Consider the following 18,432-nt stretch of genomic DNA (forward strand, 5'->3'; position numbering starts at 1 on the left):
GAGGGCGACCAGATCCGGTAGCGGGTCAGGTGAAGATGCTGACGCCCCCAGGACCGACCAGCAGGCCGATCACGATCAGTGCGGCGCCCCACAGCAACTGGCCGCGGAAGAGCGAGACGATTCCCGCAATGACGAGGATCGCAGCGATGATCCACAGAATGAGACCCATGGTCCTTCCCATCTCTCCGGCCGGGCGGAAACCCGGCGGCTGAACTCCCCGTGCACGACCTCCGGTGCCCCACCCCAAACGCTGCAAACAACCTCCCGTGGGTCAGCTCGAGACCTTGCCGGTGCCGGGGTTGCCGCCTAAGTTCCTCCGGATCCGTAGCGACCTGATCACTTTGGGACATGCAGGGTCGGTCGGTAGGTGAGTTCTTGGATGTTGCCGTCGAGGGTCCGGGTCTCGAGCAGCTCGAGGTCGAAGTCGGCCGCGCCCCGGAAGACCGGGTTCGCTCCGGTCTGACCGGTGAGCACCGGGAAGACCGTCACCTGGACCCGGTCGACCAGACCGGCGGTCAGCAGAGCGCGGTTGAGCGAGATGCTGCCGTGCGAGCGCAGCGGTACGCCGGACTCTTCCTTGAGCCGGGCAACGATGTCGATGGCGTTGCCCGAGGCAATGGTCCCGTCCGCCCAGTCGAGCGGTTCGTCCAGGGTGTTCGACACCACGGTCGCCGGCAGCTCCATCATCCGGCTGACCCAGGGGTCGTAGATCTCGGACCTCTTGGGGAACGTGGCCAGCATCCCCGCGAACATTCGGAACGTGTTGGCCCCGAGGACCATCCGCTGCTTCTCGCCGTACTGCGCGAGGCGGTGTTCCAGAAACTCGGGTCCCTGCTTGCCCCAGTACCCACCCCAGTCGCCGCCACTGGGCGAGCCGAAGCCGTCGAGCGTCGAGAAGACGTCGAAGGTATACGTAACGGTCACGATGTGCTCCTCGAATCAGTGCGGCACTGTCGGCCGCCTCACTCCTGCCACGAACGCCTCACCGCAGATCCGACACTTCCTCGAGCAAGAGTTCTGCCGCCACCATCACACCCTCGGCGCAGACCCGGTCGGCTGATGGTGGAGATGCTCGGCTCGAGCACCGTGCCGTCGGAGGCGCTCGACCCGGTGAACGCGCGAATGCGGAGCATGCCGACCACGGTGCTGTCGTCGACACTCGAAGGATCGCTCGACTGGCCGGACGCGACCGTCGTGAGCGGCGACGCCGTCGACGTGATCGCCCGGCTCAAGGAGGAGTCCGACGTACCGTTGCGCTCACACGGCAGCCTGTCGCTGAACCGGGCCCTGATGGCCGCCGGCCTGGTCGACCGCATCCAGGTAACGATCTTCCCGGTGATCGCAGGTCAAACCGGGGTCGAGCCCATCTTCCAGGGAGCCGCGGACTTCGACCTCGACCTGATCGAGAGCCGCACCTTCGACGCCCGCACCCAAGAATTCATCTACCACCCCACCCTGCACCCCTGACCCCATCGTCCGGATACGGAGGCCCGCTGCAGGCGCCTGGACACTACCCCGGGCGACCACCGCCATCACTTCCGCGGCAACAGACCCGTCCCGGTCCTCACGCCTTGGAGCACCGCATGAAACCTCGGCGGGCGGGCACTCGGGGGGAAAGCGAGTGATCGGAGAACTGTGAAGATCGGGTATTTCCTGTCCAGTGAGGAGTACACGCCGTCCGAGTTGCTCGAGCAGGCGCGGCTTGCCGAGGAGGCCGGGTTCGACGGGCTGTGGATCAGCGACCACTTCCATCCGTGGAACGACGAGCAGGGGCAAAGCCCGTTCGTGTGGTCCACCATCGGAGCGATCTCCCAGGTTTGTGAGCTGCCGGTGACGACGGCTGTCACCTGTCCGACCGTGCGGATCCATCCGGCGGTCATCGCGCAGGCTGCCGCGACGAGCGCCGTACTGCTGAACGGGCGGTTCACGCTCGGCATCGGCACCGGCGAGGCGCTCAACGAGCACGTGGTCGGATCCGTGTGGCCGACCGTCGACGTACGACTCGAGATGGTCGAGGAAGCGGTCGAGATCATGCGCCGGCTGTGGACGGAGGAGGGGTTCGTCTCACACCACGGCAAGCACTACACGGTCGACACCGCCCGGATCTACACCCGTCCGGAGGCGCCGCTGCCGATCTACATGTCCGGATTCGGGCCGGAGGCAACGGATGTCGCGGCGCGCATCGCGGACGGCTACATCAGTACGACGCCGGACGCCGAGCTGCTGCAGCGGTTCCGCGACAACGGCGGCGGGGACAAGCCGGCGCAGGCAGGATTCAAGGTCAGCTACGCGCCGAGCGAAGCCGAAGGTGTCGAGCAGGCGCACCGGATCTGGGCCAACTCGGGTCTCCCGGGTGAGCTCGCCCAGGTGTTGCCATCCCCTCGGCACTTCGAGCAGGCCAGCCAACTGGTGACCAAAGAGTCGACCGCCCAGTCCGTCGCCTGCGGACCGAAGGCGGACGTCCACGTCGACGCCTTCACGCCGTACGTCGAGGCCGGCTTCGACGAGGTCTACGTCGCCAACATGGGACCGCACTCGGTCGACATGATGAACCTCTACCGCACCGAGGTTCTCCCCGAACTCCGCCGCACCAACCGCTCGTAGGCGTCAGTCCGCGCTCAGCTCGACGCAGCACTCGCCACTCTCGGGATCCAGTACGGCGTTGATGGCCGTCGCCTGGAGGCCGGACACCACTCCGCTCACGAATGCATGGTTGATGCCACAGACGGCCTCGGGCTGCGACTGCGCGAGCGGGTGGAACGGGCAACTCTGCAACCGGACGCAGCCCGGGCGTGGGCGGACCGGCTCGAAGCCCACGCTCGCCAACGTCGCCTCGGACATCGTCAACGCCCGCTCGGCACTCAGGCGGCCCGGGCGGGTCCGATCCCGCTCCTCTTCGCCGACCCGCTCGCCGTGCCGGAAGGCTGCCCGGCGCGCCGACTCCAGCGGACTGACGTCGTCCTGATTGAGGACGCCGTCGAGCAGGATCTCGGCGAGCAGGTCCGGCCGGCGCGGCGGGATCGACACCTGCAGGTCGGTCGCGGCCGGCTCGTACATCTTCGGCGCCCGGCCGACCCTGCGGATCCCGCCGGCACGGTCGTAATGAGCCCGCAGCAGACCGGCATCGACCAGGCGCTCCAGATGGAACGCGGCCAGCTTCCGCGAGATCCCCACCTCGGCCGCCGCCTCGTCCCGGCTGATCGCCTTGCCGGCCCGACGGCAGAAGGCGAACATCCGGCGCCTGGTGTCGTCGCTCAGCACCGACACCGCCTGGATCGTCGCGTCCGCTCCGCTCCCCCGTGCTCTCACCGCTCCACCATAACGGACATCATCATTGGCGAAAAGCATCCGCGGTAGCCCCTCAACCCTTGACCTGCGATCCGCAATAAGACCAAACTCCATTAGTGGAATAGGGAGGTACCGGTGTCCGATCGGTCCGCTGCGGCGAAGCGTCCGGTGAGCGCGTTGCTGACCGGTCCGTACGGTCATCCGTTCCATCCGATCCTGGTGACGATCCCGATCGGCGCGTGGGTGGCCAGCTTCGTCTTCGACATCGGGTCGCGGGTGGCGGACGCCGCGTTCCTGGTGCAGGCGTCGGTCTGGCTGATCGTGATCGGCATCGTCGGCGCCGTCGCGGCCGCGAGCGTCGGCCTGCTCGACTTCTTCGCCATCCCGTCAGGCACCCCCGCGTTCCGCACCGGCCTCCTCCACCTGGTCCTCAACCTCGCCGTCACTGTGGCGTACGTCGTCAATGCCTTGTGGCGCCGTGGATCCGAGGCCGACCAGGTCCCGGTCGGTCCGATCGTGCTGTCCGCGGTCAGCCTCGGAGCCCTGATGGTCTCGGGCTATCTCGGAGGCAAGCTGGCGTTCCGGTACGGCGTCCGCGTCGCCGAGGACCATGACCAGGCCGAAGGCTTCGAGCCGAGGAGATGACATGGGTATCGCAGCACTCGTCACGTGGCTGATCACCGCGCTTGGTGGCTTCTTCCTGCTGTACACCTGGATCAGCAACGGCGGCCCCCGCAAGCCGAGCTCGAGCCACTTCCCGCCGGCACTGATCTTCGGCCACTTCGCCCTGGCCGCGATCGGCCTGGTGCTGTGGATCATCTACCTGATCGTCGACAGCGACGCACTGGCCTGGATCGCGTTCGTCCTCCTGCTACCCGTGGCCCTTCTCGGCTACACCATGTTCTTCCGCTGGCTGCCGACGTACCGGAATCGGACGACCGAGGCCCCGGCCGCCGACGCGCCCGCCGAGCGTCACTTCCCCATGGCGGTCGTCGGCGGCCACGGTTTGTTCGCGTTCGCGACTCTGGTCCTGGTCCTCCTGACAGCGCTCGAGGTCGGAGGGAGTTGACCTACGACCTCGTCAGTTCACCGACGGGCAATGCCGCTGCCACGGTGTTGCCCGTCGGTGCCAGCGGGCACGTCCAGCGCGGACTGTAGGCACACGAGGGGTTGTAGGCGAAGTTCAGATCGACGACGAGCCAGCCTTCGCGGACGTCGCCACCGAGGTCGGCACCCTTGACCGTGTCGAGCAGATAACGCCCACCGCCGTACGTGCGCTGACCGGCGAGCGAGTCCTTGACCGGCACGAAGAGGCCACCGCCGTACGACTCGAGCCACCACACATCCAGGTCACCCACGGTCGGCACGTGCAGGACTCCCGCCCGGGTGAACGGGATCACGCCATCCGTTGCCGAAGGCACCTCCCATTGCACCGGCTCGACATCCGTGTCGACGGCGACCTCGAAGCGCAGCTCCGGCCGATAGGCCCCGATCTCAGCGCCCTTGTAGGCCTCGCGATCGTCCACCGGCGAGGCGGGATGGGTCATCAGCAACTCGCCGCGCCCCGCCTGCCACACCGCGTGCGCCTTGGCCGGATCGTTCTCCGCCCGAACCGCGCCGTAGAGCGCGAACACCCGCCGGCGCCAGTCGGCCACAGCCAGCACGGACGCGTACTCCACCTGATCGTCCTTCACACTGCCTCTTCTCTCCGGTTGCTCACCCACGACACTACGGAGGCGACCCCAACGGCGTGATCACCGCCCACGGACGACGTACTCGCGGAAGCGGCGGGCGGCCGGGCTCGCGGCGTGACCCCGGGGCAGGACGAGGTCGATCCGGCGGACGGCTTCGACGCCGGCAAGCGGGATGAAGGTGATGGCTCCGGCAACGCGCGGGGAGAGCTCGAAGCCGGCCGGCGCCAGCGTGACGCCGACCTCGGCCGCGACCAGCTCGATCAGCATGGTCCACTCGCTCACCTCGCACGCGATCCGGCGGGTCAGCCCGGCCTGACGGAACGCGGCGTCGACAACCTCCCGGATCGTCCACTGTGGCGGCGGCTCCACGAATCGCTCCCCGTCGAGTTGCTCGAGCGTGACGGACCCGGCCTGAGCGAGCCGGTGGCTGGTGGCGACGACCAGCATGACCGGCTCCGCGACGAGTGGCACAGCTTCGAGATCCGTCCGCGCGTCGTCCAGCGAGACGAGCGCGCAGTCGAGTCGTCCGTCCGCCACCAGGTCGGCCATCTGCAGCGCCGGCAGCTGCTGCACCGAGATGTCCACCCGCGGATGCGCGAGCGCGAACTCCGCCACCCAGGACGACACCGGTAGCCGGTGTCCGCTCGACTGCAGCGCGCCGATCCGCAACGTGCCGGCCAGGACTCCATGCGCGTCCTGAACCGCCTGCTGAGCTGCCTCCGCCGCGTCGAGCGTACGACGGGCGGCCGGGAGGAGCGCCGTACCTTCGGCGGTCAGCCGCACCGGCCGGGTGCCGCGGACGAACAGCAGTGCGCCGACCTCCTTCTCGAGCGCCCGGATCGACGTGGACAGGCCGGACTGGACGATGAGTTCCCGGGCCGCGGCCCGGGTGAAGCTGCGCTCTTCCGCGAGCGCCACGAAATGCCGCAGGTGCCGGAGTTCCACGCTGACCAGTATCTCCGACAGAGATGGAATTCATCTCTTACCGGTGCACGAAAGCTGGTATCGCCCCCGGCTCGGGCCCGGTTCTGATCAGGTGTCCACCGAAATCTCCGAGGAGAACACCTGATGAGCACCATCGCACCACCCGTCGGCGCCGCGGCTCCAGCGCGCGTCCGGTACGCGGCCGGCTTCTGGTTCGTCGCCGCCGCGTTCCTGACGCTGATGGCGTTCGGCACCGTGCCCACCCCGCTGTGGCCGATCTACCAGCAGCGGGATCATTTCGGGGCGACCACGGTGACGATCGCGTTCGCCGTCCTGGTGGTCGGCGCCGCAGCCGCCTTCCTGCTGCTCGGCCATCTGTCCGATCGGCTCGGCCGCCGCCGCATCATCGTGCCCGCTTCGCTGGTCGGCGTACTCGCGGCCGCGGACCTCGCGATCTGGCCTGCACTGCCGGGGCTGATCGTCGGGCGGATCCTGACCGGCGTCGCCATCGGGCTGATGGCATCGACCGCGACCGCCTACCTCACCGACCTGTTCCACGAGGCACGTCCCGACCGGACGACCTCCGCCGTGCCCACAGTGGTGGCCGCGGCCGCGAACCTGGGCGGCCTGGCGCTCGGCCCGCTCGTCGGAGGCGCCCTCGCACAGTGGGGCCCAGCGCCGCTGCGGACCGGGTACATCCTGTTCGCCGGCCTGATGGCACTCCTGCTGGTGCTCGTCCTCACGAGTCCGGAGACCGTCGACACCGAGGTGACTGATCGAATCCGGCCGGTGCGGTTCGCCCTGAAGCCTGGGCAGGGTGCCGCCTTCGGCACGGCTGCCGCCGTCGGGGCCTTCGCCTTCGCCGTGATGGGCCTGTTCTCCTCGCTGGGCGCGATCATCGTCCGCGGTGAGCTGGGCATCACGTCGTACTTCATCGCAGGGCTCGCGCCGTTCACCGCCTTCGCCGCCTCGGCCGTCGCCCAGTTCGCCTTCGCACGCCTGACGGACAGGGCCGTTCTCATCATCGGTACGACGCTCTTCCCGATCGGCCTCGCGTTGACGGCGGCCTCGCTCTACCACCCGGCGCTGTGGCTGGCGCTGATCGCGGCCGCATTGGCCGGCGCCGGCGCAGGCATGATGTTCAAGAGTGCCGTCACCCAGGCGGTCCGCACCGCCGAGCCCGCCTCGCGCGCCGGCGTGCTGGCCACGTTCTTCGTGCTCGCCTACCTCGGGATGGGCCTGCCCTCGATCGCCTTCAGCCTGGTCATCCGGCACGCCGGGTTGCGCCCGTCGATGATCGGCTTCGCGGCTGTGTTGTCGATCGGCGCGATCGCGGCGGTCGTGGCCGCGCGGCGATCGACGGCTGGCAGCGCCGCCTGACCGCCGCCCTTGCGAACCCGGCGACGAGACTTCGGCGCCGCCGGGTTCACCCGACGGCTCGAGCGGATTTGTCCCAGTTGTCGTGCAGGCGGTCGAGGTAGGACTGGGCTTGCGCACCGGCCTTCGCACCCTTGGCGAAGGCCCGCATGTTCCCGGCGCCGGTGTTGTAGCCCAGGGCAAGTAATTCGTCCTTGGTGTACCGCTGGCTTCGCTTGTCAGGCAGCCGCTTGGCCAGGTCGTGCAGGTGCCAGGCCGCGGCCTCGATGGCCAGGCCCGGATCGTCGGGCAGTTGCTCCCACTTCCGGCCGGCGAAGTCGCGCCCACGCTTGGTGTCGTCGAAGGCGGCCCGATGCATGTTCGCGATGCCGAAGGCGGGGTCCGAGTCGACCTGCGCCCACGAGCGCTCGAACTTCGGGTCGTGCGGCTTGTACGCCTCGTTGTACAAGATTGCCATCAGCAACTGTGGACGGATCCCGGCCTGACCGGCGTACCGGCGTACCTGCGGGGCGAAGCGGGCCGGGTCGTAGTCGTCGTACCACGGCTTCGCGGCGGGCGTCGTACTGACAGTCCGCGGGGGCGTCGCCGAGGGAGTGGGCTGGGCGGTCGCGGTCTCCGCGGTGTCCGCGGTCTTGCGGTCGCCGTCGTGGCGCGCGGCCCAGACGCCCACGACCACGACTCCGACCGCCACCCACCACCAGCGCTTCGCCACCCACCCAACCTAGTCAATCGCGCAACGGAACCAAGTCACGTTCGACCTGAACCGCCGGGTTCGTACGCCGTACGACAGCAAACGCGATCAGCGCAGCGGCGACCAGCAGCGCCGCGCAGAGCGTGAAGCCGAGGGCGTAGCCATCACTGAGTGCTCGGGGTGTCACGGATTGCCCGCTGCGATCGTGAGCGGCAGTGCCGACAGCGGCGCGCCACCGACCAGAGGGTCCGGGCCGGAAGCCGATAGCCGAGCTTGACCGCGAGTACGGCGCGATCCTGGTCCGGGCCCACTCCCCCCGCCGCCCCCTGGACCGCGACCCGTTCTTCACCACCCTCGACCCCACCCAAACCCCGCACCTGGCGGCCATAGCCGGCCCACCCTCGCCGCCCAGAACACCTACCCCCAGGGCCTCAAAGCTCTGGTCAGCGGCCTACTCCCGCGCGACTAATCGCAGCAGCCGTCGATGCAGGAGGCACCACAGCCGCAGGTCGCTGTGGCGCCGGGGATTGGCGAGCAGCAGCCTTTGCCTTGCCAGGCTTCGACGCCTTCGCGGATGGCGACGGCGGCGATGACCAGGCCGGCGATGGGGTCGGCCCAGGTCCAGCCGAGGGTTGCATTCAGGACGAGGCCGACGAGGAGTACGGCGGACAAGTACGTGCACAGAAGCGTCTGGGTGGAGTCGGCGACAACGGCGTTCGAGCCCAGAGACTTGCCGGTACGGCGCTGGGCCCAGGAGAGGAACGGCATCACGATGAGCGACGCGATCGCCAGGCCGATTCCGACCGGGGACACGTCGGGATGGGCGCCGGTGACAAGCGCGCGGACCGATTCGAAGGAGACGTAGGCGGCCAGCGCGAAGAACGAGACGGCGAGCAGGCGCAGCGCCTGGTGCTCACGACTCTCGGGCAGCCGGTGACGGAACTGCCACAGGATGATCAGGCCGCTGGAGACCTCGACCACCGAGTCGAGGCCGAACCCGACCAACGCAACCGATCCCGCGACGAGACCCGCGCTGACGGCTACGACAGCCTCGACGATGTTGTAGGCCACCGAGGCGCCGGCGAGTAGCTGCGCCCGTCGGCCCAGCCGTCGCCGCTGGTCTGGGTCAGTGGTCCACGAGCCGGTCGGAGCGCTCGTGATCCGGAGCGGCTCGGTCATGACCGGCCCGCCGCCTCGCCGTAGACCGGGCAGAGGACGACCGCGTCCCCGGTCAGGCCCAGCAGGCGCTCGGCGGCGGTGAGGAGCTCGAGGGTCGCCTCGGGATGGGTCAGGCTGAACAGCGACGCACGACCCTGCGGCCTGGACTCGACGAGACCGCAGTCCCGCAGACACGCCAGATGCTTCGACACCGTCGACTGCGCCAGACCGAGATGCTCGGTCAGGTCCACCACCCGGTGCTCCCCCAGCGCCAGGTGCCGGACGATCGCCAGCCTCGACGAGTCACTGAACCCGTGAAACAGACAGGCGGCCGCGGAGAGCGCGGCCGCCTCGTCGACTACCTCGGACTCGACACCAGTCGACGCTGTCATCGCCATTCGGCGATGTTATCACCGACTCTGGAGCACCTTGAACAGGTTGGTGTGGTCGTTCGTACCGAGGATCGCGTCGGCGCCGGGACCCTGGGCCCAGACCGGTACGACGGAACCCGTGTGCTGCTGGCTCGGCGGCGTACCGACCGGAGCCTTGCCGTCGCCGCCGAAGCCGGCGGTGCCGTAGGTCAGGGTGAGCGTCTGGCCGTCCTTGGTGGTCAGGTTCGTCGAGTAGCCGGTCGGCAGACCCGAGCCGGACGCGTCCTCGCCGACGATCTGGCTGGTGTGCGAGTGGTCCGCGGTGACGACCACCAGGGTGTCGGGGTGGGAGCGCTGGTAGTCGAGCGCGACGCCGATCGCCTTGTCGAAGGCGACGGTCTCACCGATCTGGCCGCAGGCGTTGGTGGCGTGATCCTGCTTGTCGATCGAGGCGCCCTCGACCTGCAGGAAGAAGCCCTTGCGGTTCTCCAGCAGCTTGATCGCCTTGGTGGTCATGTCCGCCAGGCTCGGCTCGTTCGCCGGACGCTGGTTCTCCTTGCACGCCGCCGGCGTGTTGCTCTTGCCGAGCGCCGCGGACGGGCCGCTCCACTCCAGCGACATGTTGCTGCTGTTGAACAGGCCGAGCACCGGCTTGCCGCTCTTGACCGAGTTCAGGCCGGCCGCGTCGGTCACGTACTGGATGCCTTGCTGCTTGGCCTGGTCGACCACCGTCTTACCCGCGAACGGCCCACCGGTGATCGTCTGCTCGAAGCGGCCGCGGCCACCACCGAGCAGGACGTCGACCTTGTGGTCCACCTGCTGCTCCGCGATCGAACCCAGGCCGCCAGCGGCCTTCGTCTCCTTCGAGCAGGCGGTCATGTCAGCCGGCCCCTGGCACCCGCGCAGCGAGATGTGCGACGTCAGCACCGCCGGCGTGGCGTCGGTGATCTCGGCGGTCGAGACGTCTCCGACCTTCAGGCCGCGCTTCTGGGCCAGCTCCAGGACTGTGGTGAGGTTCTTCCCCGGCACGTCGATGGCGCTGCTCGGCCCCTGCGAGATCCGCTCGTCGAGCGTCTTCGTCCCGGTCGCCCACATCGAGCCGGTCGACGCCGAGTCCGGGTCGTAGTCGGGCTTGTACGGCGGCTTGGCGGCCGGCTTCACCGACCATGTCGTGTCGAAGCCGGTGTACCGGGCCCGGTCGACGTTCAGCTTGTTCTGGACACCCTGGTAGTAGCGCGCGGCGGTGATCTCCTGCGTCCCCATGCCGTCGCCCAACAGGAAGATCACGTTCTTCGGCCCGTGCGGCGCGGAATGCGCCTCCGCGCCCTGCGCCGACGAGAACGCGCCGCTGGCGGCGGCCGAAGCCATGCCTGCCGCGGCGATCACCGTGGTCGCGGCGAAGGCGGCCACGACGGCCTTTTTCCTGATCATTTCGGGCCTTTCTGCTTGGACGGAACACCCGGAACGTATGCGCGATCTCGGGACAACAGGTGGCCGCCAAGCAACGAACAGATGACACAACCAGCGCGCCAGGTGGGGGCGCCGGGGTCACCGACCGGCGGACTGCGGTTAGTATTGGAACCGCACCGACATCGGCGACGCCGATCGCCGCGGATTCTGCTGGAGCTCACGGCCACCGACTGATGGTCATCGGTCCCCCGTGCATTGGCCGGTCTCGTCGGAATCGACGGACCGACCAGCTCGCGATGGGCTGAGCCAGTCTCGCGGTGGGCTTCGTCGGACACACGGCGTCTCGTCGACGGCATCACGCCGTACGGTGCGCGTTTCACCATGGCCGGGGGTGCCATGGCAGTCCCTAGGAGGATTCTTTGGCCCGACGAGGCCAGCGCCAGTCCGGCGCTACCCGACCGGCTCCTCAGCGCCGTCGTCCCGCCCGCGATGCCGACGGCCTGCTCCCGGTGCTCGCCCGCGCCGTCCGGGAGGTCGAGTCGGCGGTCGAGCGGTCCGACGTCCGGCCGTCGGTCCGGACCAAGTTCCAGGTCGTGGCGCTGCTCGTCCGCGAGGAGCGGTCCCGGGTGAACGCCGACCACACCTCCAGCGACGCGTACCGGGCCGAGCAGCTGCGGCGGCTCGACGGGATCGCGACGATTCTGGCCAAGTCCGCCGCCCGCGAGACCACGCTCCTCGGGCTGCTCGCCGAGGACGCGGTCATCTCCGAAGCGGCCGCGTCACTCAAGCGCGAGATGCTGATCGCCGCCGGCCAGGAGCCGCCCCGCGAGGAGCCCGTCAGCCGGCCGACGACTCCTGCCGACACGACTGTACGCCGGGTCGTGCCGCAGACCGTGGTCCAGCGACAGCTGGCCAACCCGTTCCTCGCGCCCGACTTCTCGTCGGCCCCCGCCCGTCCGCCCCGCCCGGGACGACTGGCCGGCTGGGAGCTGATCACCCCGCTGCTGAGGTCCTTCGAGCACGCCGCTGCCTCCGCCAGCAAGGCCCTGCCTGAGCCGACCACCCTGCGGACGGCCGAGGGCCTGGAGCTGATGCCGCACCAGGCACGCCTGATCGCCTCCGCCGCGGCCGGCCACCGGACATTCCTGCTCGCCGACGAGCCGGGGCTCGGCAAGACGGCGCAGGCGCTGCTCGCCGCTCGGGCCGTGGGCGCCTACCCGTTGCTCGTCGTCGTACCGAACGTCGTGAAGACCAACTGGGCCCGCGAGGCGGGTCTGTGGACACCGAAGCGGAACGCCACGGTGATCCACGGCGACGGCGAGACCGTCGACGGCTTCGCCGACATCGTCATCGTCAACTACGAGGTGCTCGACCGGCACGTCGGCTGGCTCGGCGACCTCGGCTTCCGCGGCATGGTGGTCGACGAAGCGCACTTCATCAAGAACAAGAAGTCCCAGCGGTCACGCAACGTGCTGCAGCTGTCCGAGCGGATCCGGACCCGTGCCGGACGACCGTTGCTGATGGCACTCACCGGTACGCCGCTGATCAACGACATCGAGGACTTCACGGCGATCTGGGAGTTCCTCGGCTGGATCGACGAGACCGGACCGCGGGCCGAGCTGATGGAGTCGCTCGAGGAGACCGACCTGACACCGGCCGATCCCGGCTTCTCGGCGGCCGCCCGTGCGCGGGTCATCGACATGGGCATCGTCCGCCGCCGCAAGGTCGACGTGGCGGCCGACATCCCGGCCCGCCGGATCGCGGACCTGCCCGTCGAGCTCGACGGTGCGATCGGCCGCTCCATCCGCGACGCCGAGCGCGAGCTCGCCGACCGCCTCGTCGCCCGCTACGAGACCGCCCTCGCGACCCGGACCTCCGGCAGCACCGTGGACGGCATCGACCACGACCTCGTCCGCCGGGTGGCCGGCTGGGAGCGCTCCGACCGGGACAGCGCCAAGACCGGCGAGAACGTGTTCAGCCTGGTGCGGCGGATCGGCCGCGCGAAGGCCGGCCTGGCCGCCGACTACGCGGCGCAGCTCGCGCACAGCGTCGGCAAGGTCGTGTTCTTCGCCCGGCACATCGAGGTGCTGGACGCGGCCGAGGAGCTGTTCACCGAGCGTGGCATCCGCTTCTCCTCGATCCGGGGCGACCAGTCCCGGACGACCCGGCAGAAGAACATCGACGCCTTCGTCAACGACCCGGACGTCTCCATCGCGGTCTGCTCACTGCTGACCGCCGGCGTCGGCCTCAACCTCCAGGTCGCCTCGAACGTCGTCCTCGCCGAACTGTCCTGGACCAACGCCGAGCAGACCCAAGCCATCGACCGGGTCCACCGCATCGGTCAGGCCGAGCCGGTCACGGCGTGGCGCATCATCGCCGCCCAGACCATCGACACCAAGATCGCCGACCTGATCGACGCCAAGGCCGGCCTCGCGGCCACCGCCCTGGACGGGTCCGACGACGAGGTGGCGGCATCGGCCGACTTCCAGCTCGAAGCCCTCGTCGCCCTCCTCACCAACGCGCTGTCGGAGTAGCGCCGAGCGATCTATTGCATCAATTGTGTTTGATGTACTGTCGGCTGGATGGGCATGACCGACGGTGCGGCGCTGCCCGAGTTCGTTCGACTGGTGAGCCATCCGCTGCGGTGGCAGCTGGTCGCCGAGCTCGCGCGGAGCGATCTGCGCGTCCGTGAGCTCGTCGCCATCGTCGACGAGCCGCAGAATCTGGTCTCCTATCACCTGCGGCTCCTGCGAGACGGCGGCCTGGTCTCGGCCAGGCGCAGCAGCTTCGACGCGCGCGACAGCTACTACCACCTCGACCTCGAGCGCTGCGCCGTGGCGTTGGCCGACGTCGGCGTCGCACTGCATCCGGCCCTGCGGATGGCGCCAGTACCCGGCGCTCCGACGCGGCGGTCAGGGCGATTGAGCGTCCTGTTCGTCTGCAGTGGCAACAGCGCTCGATCACCGATCGCCGAGGCGCTGCTGCGCCGCCACGCCGGGAACCGGGTACGCGTGAGCAGCGCCGGCACCCAGCCAAAGGACCGTATCCATCCGCACGCGGTCCGGGTGCTGCGGGAGCAGTACGACATCGACATCGAGGGGCAGGCACCGCGCCCGCTCGACTCCACGCGGAGCCGTCCGTTCGACCGTGTGGTCACCTTGTGCGACAAGGCGCGCGAGGCGCTGCCCGACGGCGAGTACTTGCCGCGCGCCCATTGGAGCATCGCCGATCCAGCCGCCGGCGACGAGAGCCGAAGCAGCTATCCGAGGTACCTGTCGGCGGCGGCCGAGATCGACACCCGCGTTCGGCAGCTACTGCCGAGCCTCAGCACCGAGAAGGAGGACTGACCATGGACACCTTCGCGAGCGTTCGCTACATAGTCGACGACGTGCCGGCTGCCATCGACTTCTACACCACCCATCTCGGGTTCGTCGTGCGCAGCAACCCCGCACCGGCCTTCGCCGACGTCACGCTCGGGCCGTTGCGCCTGCTGCTGTCCGGACCACCGTCGTCCGGCGCCCGTGCGACTCCGGCCGACGCCGCCGGGCCCGGCCGAAACCGCATTCACTTGATCGTGGCCGACCTCGATGCCGAGATCGACCGGCTCCGGGCCGCCGGCGTTCCGTTCCGCAGCGAAGTCACCACCGGCCCAGGCGGGCGCCAGATCCTGGTCGCCGACCCCGCCGGCAACCTCGTCGAGCTGTTCCAGCCCGCGAACTGACCGCGGGCCACACGGTTCACCGGGCCGGCCGGACAAACTCGAGCGGGTCAGTGGTCAAAGGGGATCTGCTCGGCATAATCTGGCCGGGTTCGGCACAGGTGTGGCGTAGTTGGCCCGGTGTGCGTCGTGCGGATCATCGCTGGGGGGCGAGGGCGGAGCATGAGGCTGCTCGGGCGTCGGTCGGAGTGTGACCTCCTCGACGACGCGCTGGCGGCCGTTCGCACGGGTGAGAGCCGGGTACTTGTCGTGCAAGGCGGCGCGGGAGTCGGGAAGTCGGCGCTGCTGGAGCACGCGGCAGACGCGGCCGCGCCGGACATGCGGATTCTGCGCGCTGCGGGCGTCGAGTCCGAGATGGAACTGGCCTTCGCCGCACTGCACCAGCTCTGCGCACCACTGCTGGGTCGGGTCGACCACCTGCCGACCCCACAGCGCACGGCGCTCGCGACCGTCTTCGGGCTGCAGCCGGGCCCGCCGCCGGACCGGTTCATGGTCGGCCTCGCCGTACTGAGTCTGATCGCCGAAGCGGCCGATGAGCGACCGGTGTTGTGCATCGTCGACGACGCGCAGTGGCTCGACACCGCGACCGCGCAGACGCTGGGGTTCGTCGCGCGGCGGGTGCACGCGGAGACTGTCGGTCTTCTGTTCGGGGCGCGAGAGGTCCGCGAGGAGTTGCACGGTCTCGCCGAGCTCGCCGTCGACGGCTTGCAGGAGGACGACGCCCGCGCCTTGCTGGGATCGGCGGTCGGGTTCCTGCTCGACGGGCCGGTCCGCGATCGAATCGTGGCGGAGACGGGCGGCAATCCGCTGGCTCTGCTCGAACTCCCCCGCGGGCTGACCGCGACGCAACTCGCCGGTGGATTCGGGCTGCTGGGCACGCAGACGTTGCCGGGCCGGATCGAGGAGAGCTTCCTGCGCCAGGCCGACACGTTGCCGGCGCCGACCCGTCAGCTCCTGCTGGTCGCGGCCGCCGAGCCGGTGGGCGATCCGGTGCTGGTGTGGCGAGCGGCCGACGAGCTCGGAATCGCCGCCGCCTTCGCCGAGATCGACGGTCTGCTCACGCTCGGCGAACGGGTGACGTTTCGCCATCCGCTCGTCCGGTCCGCCCTCTACGGCTCGGCGACGCCGCCGGAACGACGCGCTGTGCACCTCGCACTCGCGAACGTGACCGACTCGACGGTCGACCCCGACCGCCGGGCCTGGCACCTCGCCGCCTCGGCAGCCGGACCGGACGAGGATGTCGCCGTCGAGCTGGAGCGGTCGGCCGACCGGGCTCAGGCCCGGGGCGGATTCGCTGCTGCCGCCGCCTTCCTGCAGCGTGCGGTCGCCCTGACACGTGACCCGGCCCGCCGGACCGACCGTGCGTTGGCCGCGGCCCAGGCCAGCCTGCAGGCAGGAGCATTCGAAACCGCCCAAGGCCTCCTGGCCACGGCCGGGGCCGGCGACCTGGATGAGCTCGGGCGTGCGCGGGTCGACCTGCTCCGAGCGGAGTCCGCCTTCGCGTTTCAGCGCGGCGGCGACGCACCGGCGCTGCTCCTCCGCGCGGCCCGGACGCTCGAGCCGCTTGACGTTCGGCTTGCCCGGGACACCTATCTCGACGCGTGGAGCGCGGCACTGTTCGCCGGCCGGATGGCGACGACCGCGGATCTCCGCGAGGTGTCGCGCGCAGCTAGGGCGGCTCCCCCGGCCGAGGCCCCGGCACGCGGCTCCGATCTGCTCCTCGACGGGTTCGCGCTGTTGTTCACCGACGACCGCGGCCACGCGCTACCGCTGCTGAAGCAGGCGGCCGGCGCGTTCGCAGCAGGCGACGTCTCGACCGAGGAGGTCCTGCGCTGGGGATGGCTCGGGACCGCCGCCGCGGCCTTTGCGTGGGACTTCGAGGCCTGTGGTGGAGCAGCCACCCGGCAGGTGCAGGTGGCCAGGAGCGCCGGCGCCCTCGCCGTACTCGCGGTCGGCGTGAACGTACTGGGTCAGGTCGTCGCGCTGGAGGGCGACTTCGCCGAAGCGGCCTCGCTGAAGGCGGAGGCCGACGCGGTCCGGGAGGCGACCGGCACTCAGGTCGCGCAGTACGGCGCTTTGGTGCTCGCAGCACTGCGGGGACGTGAGAGCGACGCGTTCACCCTGATCGAGGACACCATCGCCGAAGCAACGGCCGCAGGCCAGGGCACCGCGGTGCAGTACGCGCACTGGGCCCGATCGATTGTCCTCAACGCCCTCGGCCGCCACGACGAGGCCTTGATGTCGGCCAGGCTGGCCGCCGACGACATCCCCGAGCTTTTCGTGGCGTCGTGGTCGCTCAGCGAGTGGGTCGAGGCCGCCGTCCGGAGCGGCAACCCGCGGGCGGCGACCGAGGCACTCGCGCGGCTCCAGGTGCAGATCCGGGGCACGCACGAGCCCTGGGGGTTGGGCCTCGAAGCCCGCGCCCGTGGCTTGGTGAGCAAAGGTCCCACCGCCGAATCCGCCTACCGCGAGGCGATCGAGCAACTGGGCACCACCCGGCTGCGGCCGGATCTGGCGCGTGCCCATCTGCTGTACGGCGAATGGCTGCGCCGGCAGAGTCGTCGCGTCGACGCCAGGGCCGAACTGCGAGCGGCGTACGACTTGTTCGTCTCGATCGGGATGGAGGCGTTCGCGGAACGCACGCGGCGGGAGTTGCTCGCGACGGGGGAGAAGGTGCGCAAGCGGACGGAGTCGTCGTCGGCCGGTGCCGAGTTGACCCCTCAGGAACGGCAGATCGCCCTCTTGGTGCGCGACGGCCTGTCGAACCCGGAGGTCGGAGCCCGGCTGTTCCTGAGCCCGCGGACGGTCGAGTGGCACCTGCGCAAGATCTTCGACAAGCTGTCGATCAACTCGCGCCGGCAGCTGCGGAGCGCGCTACCGCGGACCGACTACGAGGCGGCCACCGGCTAGCCCGGTCCCTGGTCGCGGTCGGCCAGGGACACTCCCTGGCGCGACCGGCGTACGCCCGGAGGAGTCTCGTGGCGTGGCCATGACTGAAACGCCCCTGTCCGGGGCGGTTGCGCTCGTCACGGGCGCGAGCAGCGGTATCGGAGCCGCGACGGCTCGTAGCCTCGCGGCGAGAGGTGCCGCGGTGGCGCTCATCGCCCGCCGCCGCGACCGCCTCGACCAACTCGCGGCCGAGCTGACCGACGACGGTCACGGGGCCGCGGTCCTGGAGGGCGACATCACCGACCCGGAGGTCGCGTCCGGTGCGGTGCAGGACACGGTCGACCGCCTCGGCCGCCTGGACATCCTGATCAACAACGCCGGCATCATGTTGCTCGGCACCGCCCTGCACACCACGACCGACCAGTGGGATCGCATGATCGCGCTGAACGTGTCCGCGCTGCTCCACGTCACCCATGCGGCGGTCCCCTACCTCATCGACGCAGCCGCGACGTCACCCCGCCGCGTCGCCGACATCGTGAACGTCAGCTCCACCGCCGGCCGCGTCGCCCGCCCGGCCAGCAGCGTCTACAACCTCACCAAGTTCGGCCTGAACGGCTTCACCGAGTCCCTCCGCCAGGAACTCCTCGAGGAACGCGTCCGTGTCAGCGTGATCGAACCCGGCACCGTCGACACCGAACTCGTCGACCACCTCACCGACGACCTCCGCGACGCCGTCCGCCGCCAGGTCGACGGCATCGACCCCCTCCACCCCGAGGACGTCGCCGACGCCATCACCTACATCGTCACCCGCCCCCGCCGGGTCTCTCTCAACGAACTCCTGCTCCGAGCCACCGACCAGACCTGGTGACACCGCGCTCGGTCGGCGTACCTCGTGTGGGAGGTTCGGGCGAG

At 69.8% G+C, this 18,432-nt stretch carries 20 protein-coding genes; 10 read left to right on the forward strand and 10 right to left on the reverse strand.

Annotation, left to right across the window (positions count from 1 at the left end; genetic code table 11):
• Positions 1–25: 25 nt before the first annotated feature.
• Complete coding sequence (locus tag OG876_RS34990) at positions 26–169, reverse strand: GPGG-motif small membrane protein (RefSeq protein WP_328520977.1); 144 nt, start codon at positions 167–169, stop codon at positions 26–28.
• A 167-nt stretch (positions 170–336) separates the two neighbouring features.
• Entirely contained in the window at positions 337–924 is a 588-nt protein-coding gene (locus tag OG876_RS34995) for a dihydrofolate reductase family protein (protein WP_328520978.1), read from the reverse strand.
• Positions 925–1,059: 135 nt separating this feature from the next.
• On the opposite strand from OG876_RS34995, the gene OG876_RS35000 reads away from it, so the two are divergent.
• Entirely contained in the window at positions 1,060–1,467 is a 408-nt protein-coding gene (locus OG876_RS35000; RefSeq protein WP_328520979.1) for a dihydrofolate reductase family protein, read from the forward strand.
• Positions 1,468–1,635: 168 nt separating this feature from the next.
• Positions 1,636–2,604 (forward strand): TIGR03557 family F420-dependent LLM class oxidoreductase, encoded by a 969-nt coding sequence (locus OG876_RS35005; RefSeq protein WP_328520980.1) that lies wholly within the window; start codon positions 1,636–1,638, stop codon positions 2,602–2,604.
• Between the two features lie 3 nt (positions 2,605–2,607).
• Here OG876_RS35005 and OG876_RS35010 read toward each other — a convergent pair whose 3' ends face one another.
• Complete coding sequence (locus OG876_RS35010; protein WP_328520981.1) at positions 2,608–3,309, reverse strand: helix-turn-helix transcriptional regulator; 702 nt, start codon at positions 3,307–3,309, stop codon at positions 2,608–2,610.
• A 114-nt stretch (positions 3,310–3,423) separates the two neighbouring features.
• Between OG876_RS35010 and OG876_RS35015 the strand changes: the two genes are divergently transcribed.
• Both OG876_RS35015 and OG876_RS35020 read left to right on the forward strand, forming a co-directional pair.
• Positions 3,424–3,933: a DUF2231 domain-containing protein gene (locus OG876_RS35015; RefSeq protein WP_328520982.1), complete on the forward strand. Its 510-nt coding sequence runs from the start codon at positions 3,424–3,426 to the stop codon at positions 3,931–3,933.
• 1 nt (position 3,934) lies between these two features.
• Positions 3,935–4,357, forward strand: a complete 423-nt coding sequence (locus OG876_RS35020; RefSeq protein ID WP_328520983.1) for a hypothetical protein — start codon at positions 3,935–3,937, stop codon at positions 4,355–4,357.
• Between the two features lies 1 nt (position 4,358).
• On the opposite strand, the gene OG876_RS35025 is transcribed toward OG876_RS35020, so the two are convergent.
• Both OG876_RS35025 and OG876_RS35030 read right to left on the reverse strand, forming a co-directional pair.
• Positions 4,359–4,982 carry a DUF1684 domain-containing protein gene (locus OG876_RS35025; RefSeq protein ID WP_328520984.1) on the reverse strand — a complete coding sequence of 208 codons (624 nt, stop codon included), beginning with the start codon at positions 4,980–4,982 and terminating at the stop codon, positions 4,359–4,361.
• 60 nt (positions 4,983–5,042) lie between these two features.
• The gene (locus tag OG876_RS35030) at positions 5,043–5,927 is read right to left on the reverse strand and encodes a LysR family transcriptional regulator (protein ID WP_328520985.1); all 885 of its coding nucleotides are present in this window, start codon (positions 5,925–5,927) and stop codon (positions 5,043–5,045) included.
• A 123-nt stretch (positions 5,928–6,050) separates the two neighbouring features.
• Between OG876_RS35030 and OG876_RS35035 the strand changes: the two genes are divergently transcribed.
• Positions 6,051–7,286 (forward strand): MFS transporter, encoded by a 1,236-nt coding sequence (locus OG876_RS35035; RefSeq protein ID WP_328520986.1) that lies wholly within the window; start codon positions 6,051–6,053, stop codon positions 7,284–7,286.
• A gap of 46 nt (positions 7,287–7,332) precedes the next feature.
• Here the strand turns inward: OG876_RS35035 and OG876_RS35040 are convergent, their stop codons facing one another.
• From OG876_RS35040 to OG876_RS35060, 5 genes are all read right to left on the reverse strand, one after another.
• Positions 7,333–7,995, reverse strand: coding sequence for a transglycosylase SLT domain-containing protein (locus OG876_RS35040; RefSeq protein WP_328520987.1), 663 nt, complete (start codon positions 7,993–7,995; stop codon positions 7,333–7,335).
• Positions 7,996–8,008: 13 nt separating this feature from the next.
• The gene (locus OG876_RS35045) at positions 8,009–8,161 is read right to left on the reverse strand and encodes a hypothetical protein (RefSeq protein ID WP_328520988.1); all 153 of its coding nucleotides are present in this window, start codon (positions 8,159–8,161) and stop codon (positions 8,009–8,011) included.
• Between the two features lie 278 nt (positions 8,162–8,439).
• On the reverse strand, positions 8,440–9,153 hold the full coding sequence (locus tag OG876_RS35050; RefSeq protein WP_328520989.1) for a cation diffusion facilitator family transporter: 714 nt from the start codon (positions 9,151–9,153) through the stop codon (positions 8,440–8,442).
• Complete coding sequence (locus tag OG876_RS35055) at positions 9,150–9,530, reverse strand: ArsR/SmtB family transcription factor (RefSeq protein WP_328520990.1); 381 nt, start codon at positions 9,528–9,530, stop codon at positions 9,150–9,152. Before OG876_RS35055 ends, OG876_RS35050 begins: the two co-directional genes overlap by 4 nt.
• 12 nt (positions 9,531–9,542) lie before the next feature.
• Entirely contained in the window at positions 9,543–10,934 is a 1,392-nt protein-coding gene (locus tag OG876_RS35060; protein WP_328520991.1) for an alkaline phosphatase, read from the reverse strand.
• A 398-nt stretch (positions 10,935–11,332) separates the two neighbouring features.
• On the opposite strand from OG876_RS35060, the gene OG876_RS35065 reads away from it, so the two are divergent.
• From OG876_RS35065 to OG876_RS35085, 5 genes are all read left to right on the forward strand, one after another.
• Entirely contained in the window at positions 11,333–13,447 is a 2,115-nt protein-coding gene (locus tag OG876_RS35065) for a DEAD/DEAH box helicase (protein ID WP_328520992.1), read from the forward strand.
• A 48-nt stretch (positions 13,448–13,495) separates the two neighbouring features.
• Complete coding sequence (locus OG876_RS35070; protein ID WP_328520993.1) at positions 13,496–14,260, forward strand: arsenate reductase/protein-tyrosine-phosphatase family protein; 765 nt, start codon at positions 13,496–13,498, stop codon at positions 14,258–14,260.
• A gap of 2 nt (positions 14,261–14,262) precedes the next feature.
• Positions 14,263–14,634 (forward strand): VOC family protein, encoded by a 372-nt coding sequence (locus tag OG876_RS35075; protein ID WP_328520994.1) that lies wholly within the window; start codon positions 14,263–14,265, stop codon positions 14,632–14,634.
• A 159-nt stretch (positions 14,635–14,793) separates the two neighbouring features.
• Entirely contained in the window at positions 14,794–17,541 is a 2,748-nt protein-coding gene (locus tag OG876_RS35080) for a helix-turn-helix transcriptional regulator (RefSeq protein ID WP_328520995.1), read from the forward strand.
• A 79-nt stretch (positions 17,542–17,620) separates the two neighbouring features.
• Positions 17,621–18,388, forward strand: a complete 768-nt coding sequence (locus OG876_RS35085) for an SDR family NAD(P)-dependent oxidoreductase (RefSeq protein WP_328520996.1) — start codon at positions 17,621–17,623, stop codon at positions 18,386–18,388.
• The last annotated feature ends 44 nt before the right edge of the window (positions 18,389–18,432 follow it).

Source organism: Kribbella sp. NBC_00359 (genome assembly GCF_036097425.1).
In the GTDB taxonomy this organism is placed as follows: Bacteria; Actinomycetota; Actinomycetes; order Propionibacteriales; family Kribbellaceae; genus Kribbella.

What these genes read in the sequence shown, in the direction of transcription:
- OG876_RS35055 (WP_328520990.1), bottom strand. Translation starts at nt 9,530, where the DNA reads ATGGCGATGACAGCGTCGACTGGTGTCGAGTCCGAGGTAGTCGACGAG.
- OG876_RS35080 (WP_328520995.1), top strand. Translation starts at nt 14,794, where the DNA reads ATGAGGCTGCTCGGGCGTCGGTCGGAGTGTGACCTCCTCGACGACGCG.
- OG876_RS35050 (WP_328520989.1), bottom strand. Translation starts at nt 9,153, where the DNA reads ATGACCGAGCCGCTCCGGATCACGAGCGCTCCGACCGGCTCGTGGACC.
- OG876_RS35035 (WP_328520986.1), top strand. Translation starts at nt 6,051, where the DNA reads ATGAGCACCATCGCACCACCCGTCGGCGCCGCGGCTCCAGCGCGCGTC.
- OG876_RS35070 (WP_328520993.1), top strand. Translation starts at nt 13,496, where the DNA reads ATGGGCATGACCGACGGTGCGGCGCTGCCCGAGTTCGTTCGACTGGTG.
- OG876_RS35075 (WP_328520994.1), top strand. Translation starts at nt 14,263, where the DNA reads ATGGACACCTTCGCGAGCGTTCGCTACATAGTCGACGACGTGCCGGCT.
- OG876_RS35085 (WP_328520996.1), top strand. Translation starts at nt 17,621, where the DNA reads ATGACTGAAACGCCCCTGTCCGGGGCGGTTGCGCTCGTCACGGGCGCG.
- OG876_RS35020 (WP_328520983.1), top strand. Translation starts at nt 3,935, where the DNA reads ATGGGTATCGCAGCACTCGTCACGTGGCTGATCACCGCGCTTGGTGGC.
- OG876_RS35000 (WP_328520979.1), top strand. Translation starts at nt 1,060, where the DNA reads ATGGTGGAGATGCTCGGCTCGAGCACCGTGCCGTCGGAGGCGCTCGAC.
- OG876_RS35060 (WP_328520991.1), bottom strand. Translation starts at nt 10,934, where the DNA reads ATGATCAGGAAAAAGGCCGTCGTGGCCGCCTTCGCCGCGACCACGGTG.
- OG876_RS34990 (WP_328520977.1), bottom strand. Translation starts at nt 169, where the DNA reads ATGGGTCTCATTCTGTGGATCATCGCTGCGATCCTCGTCATTGCGGGA.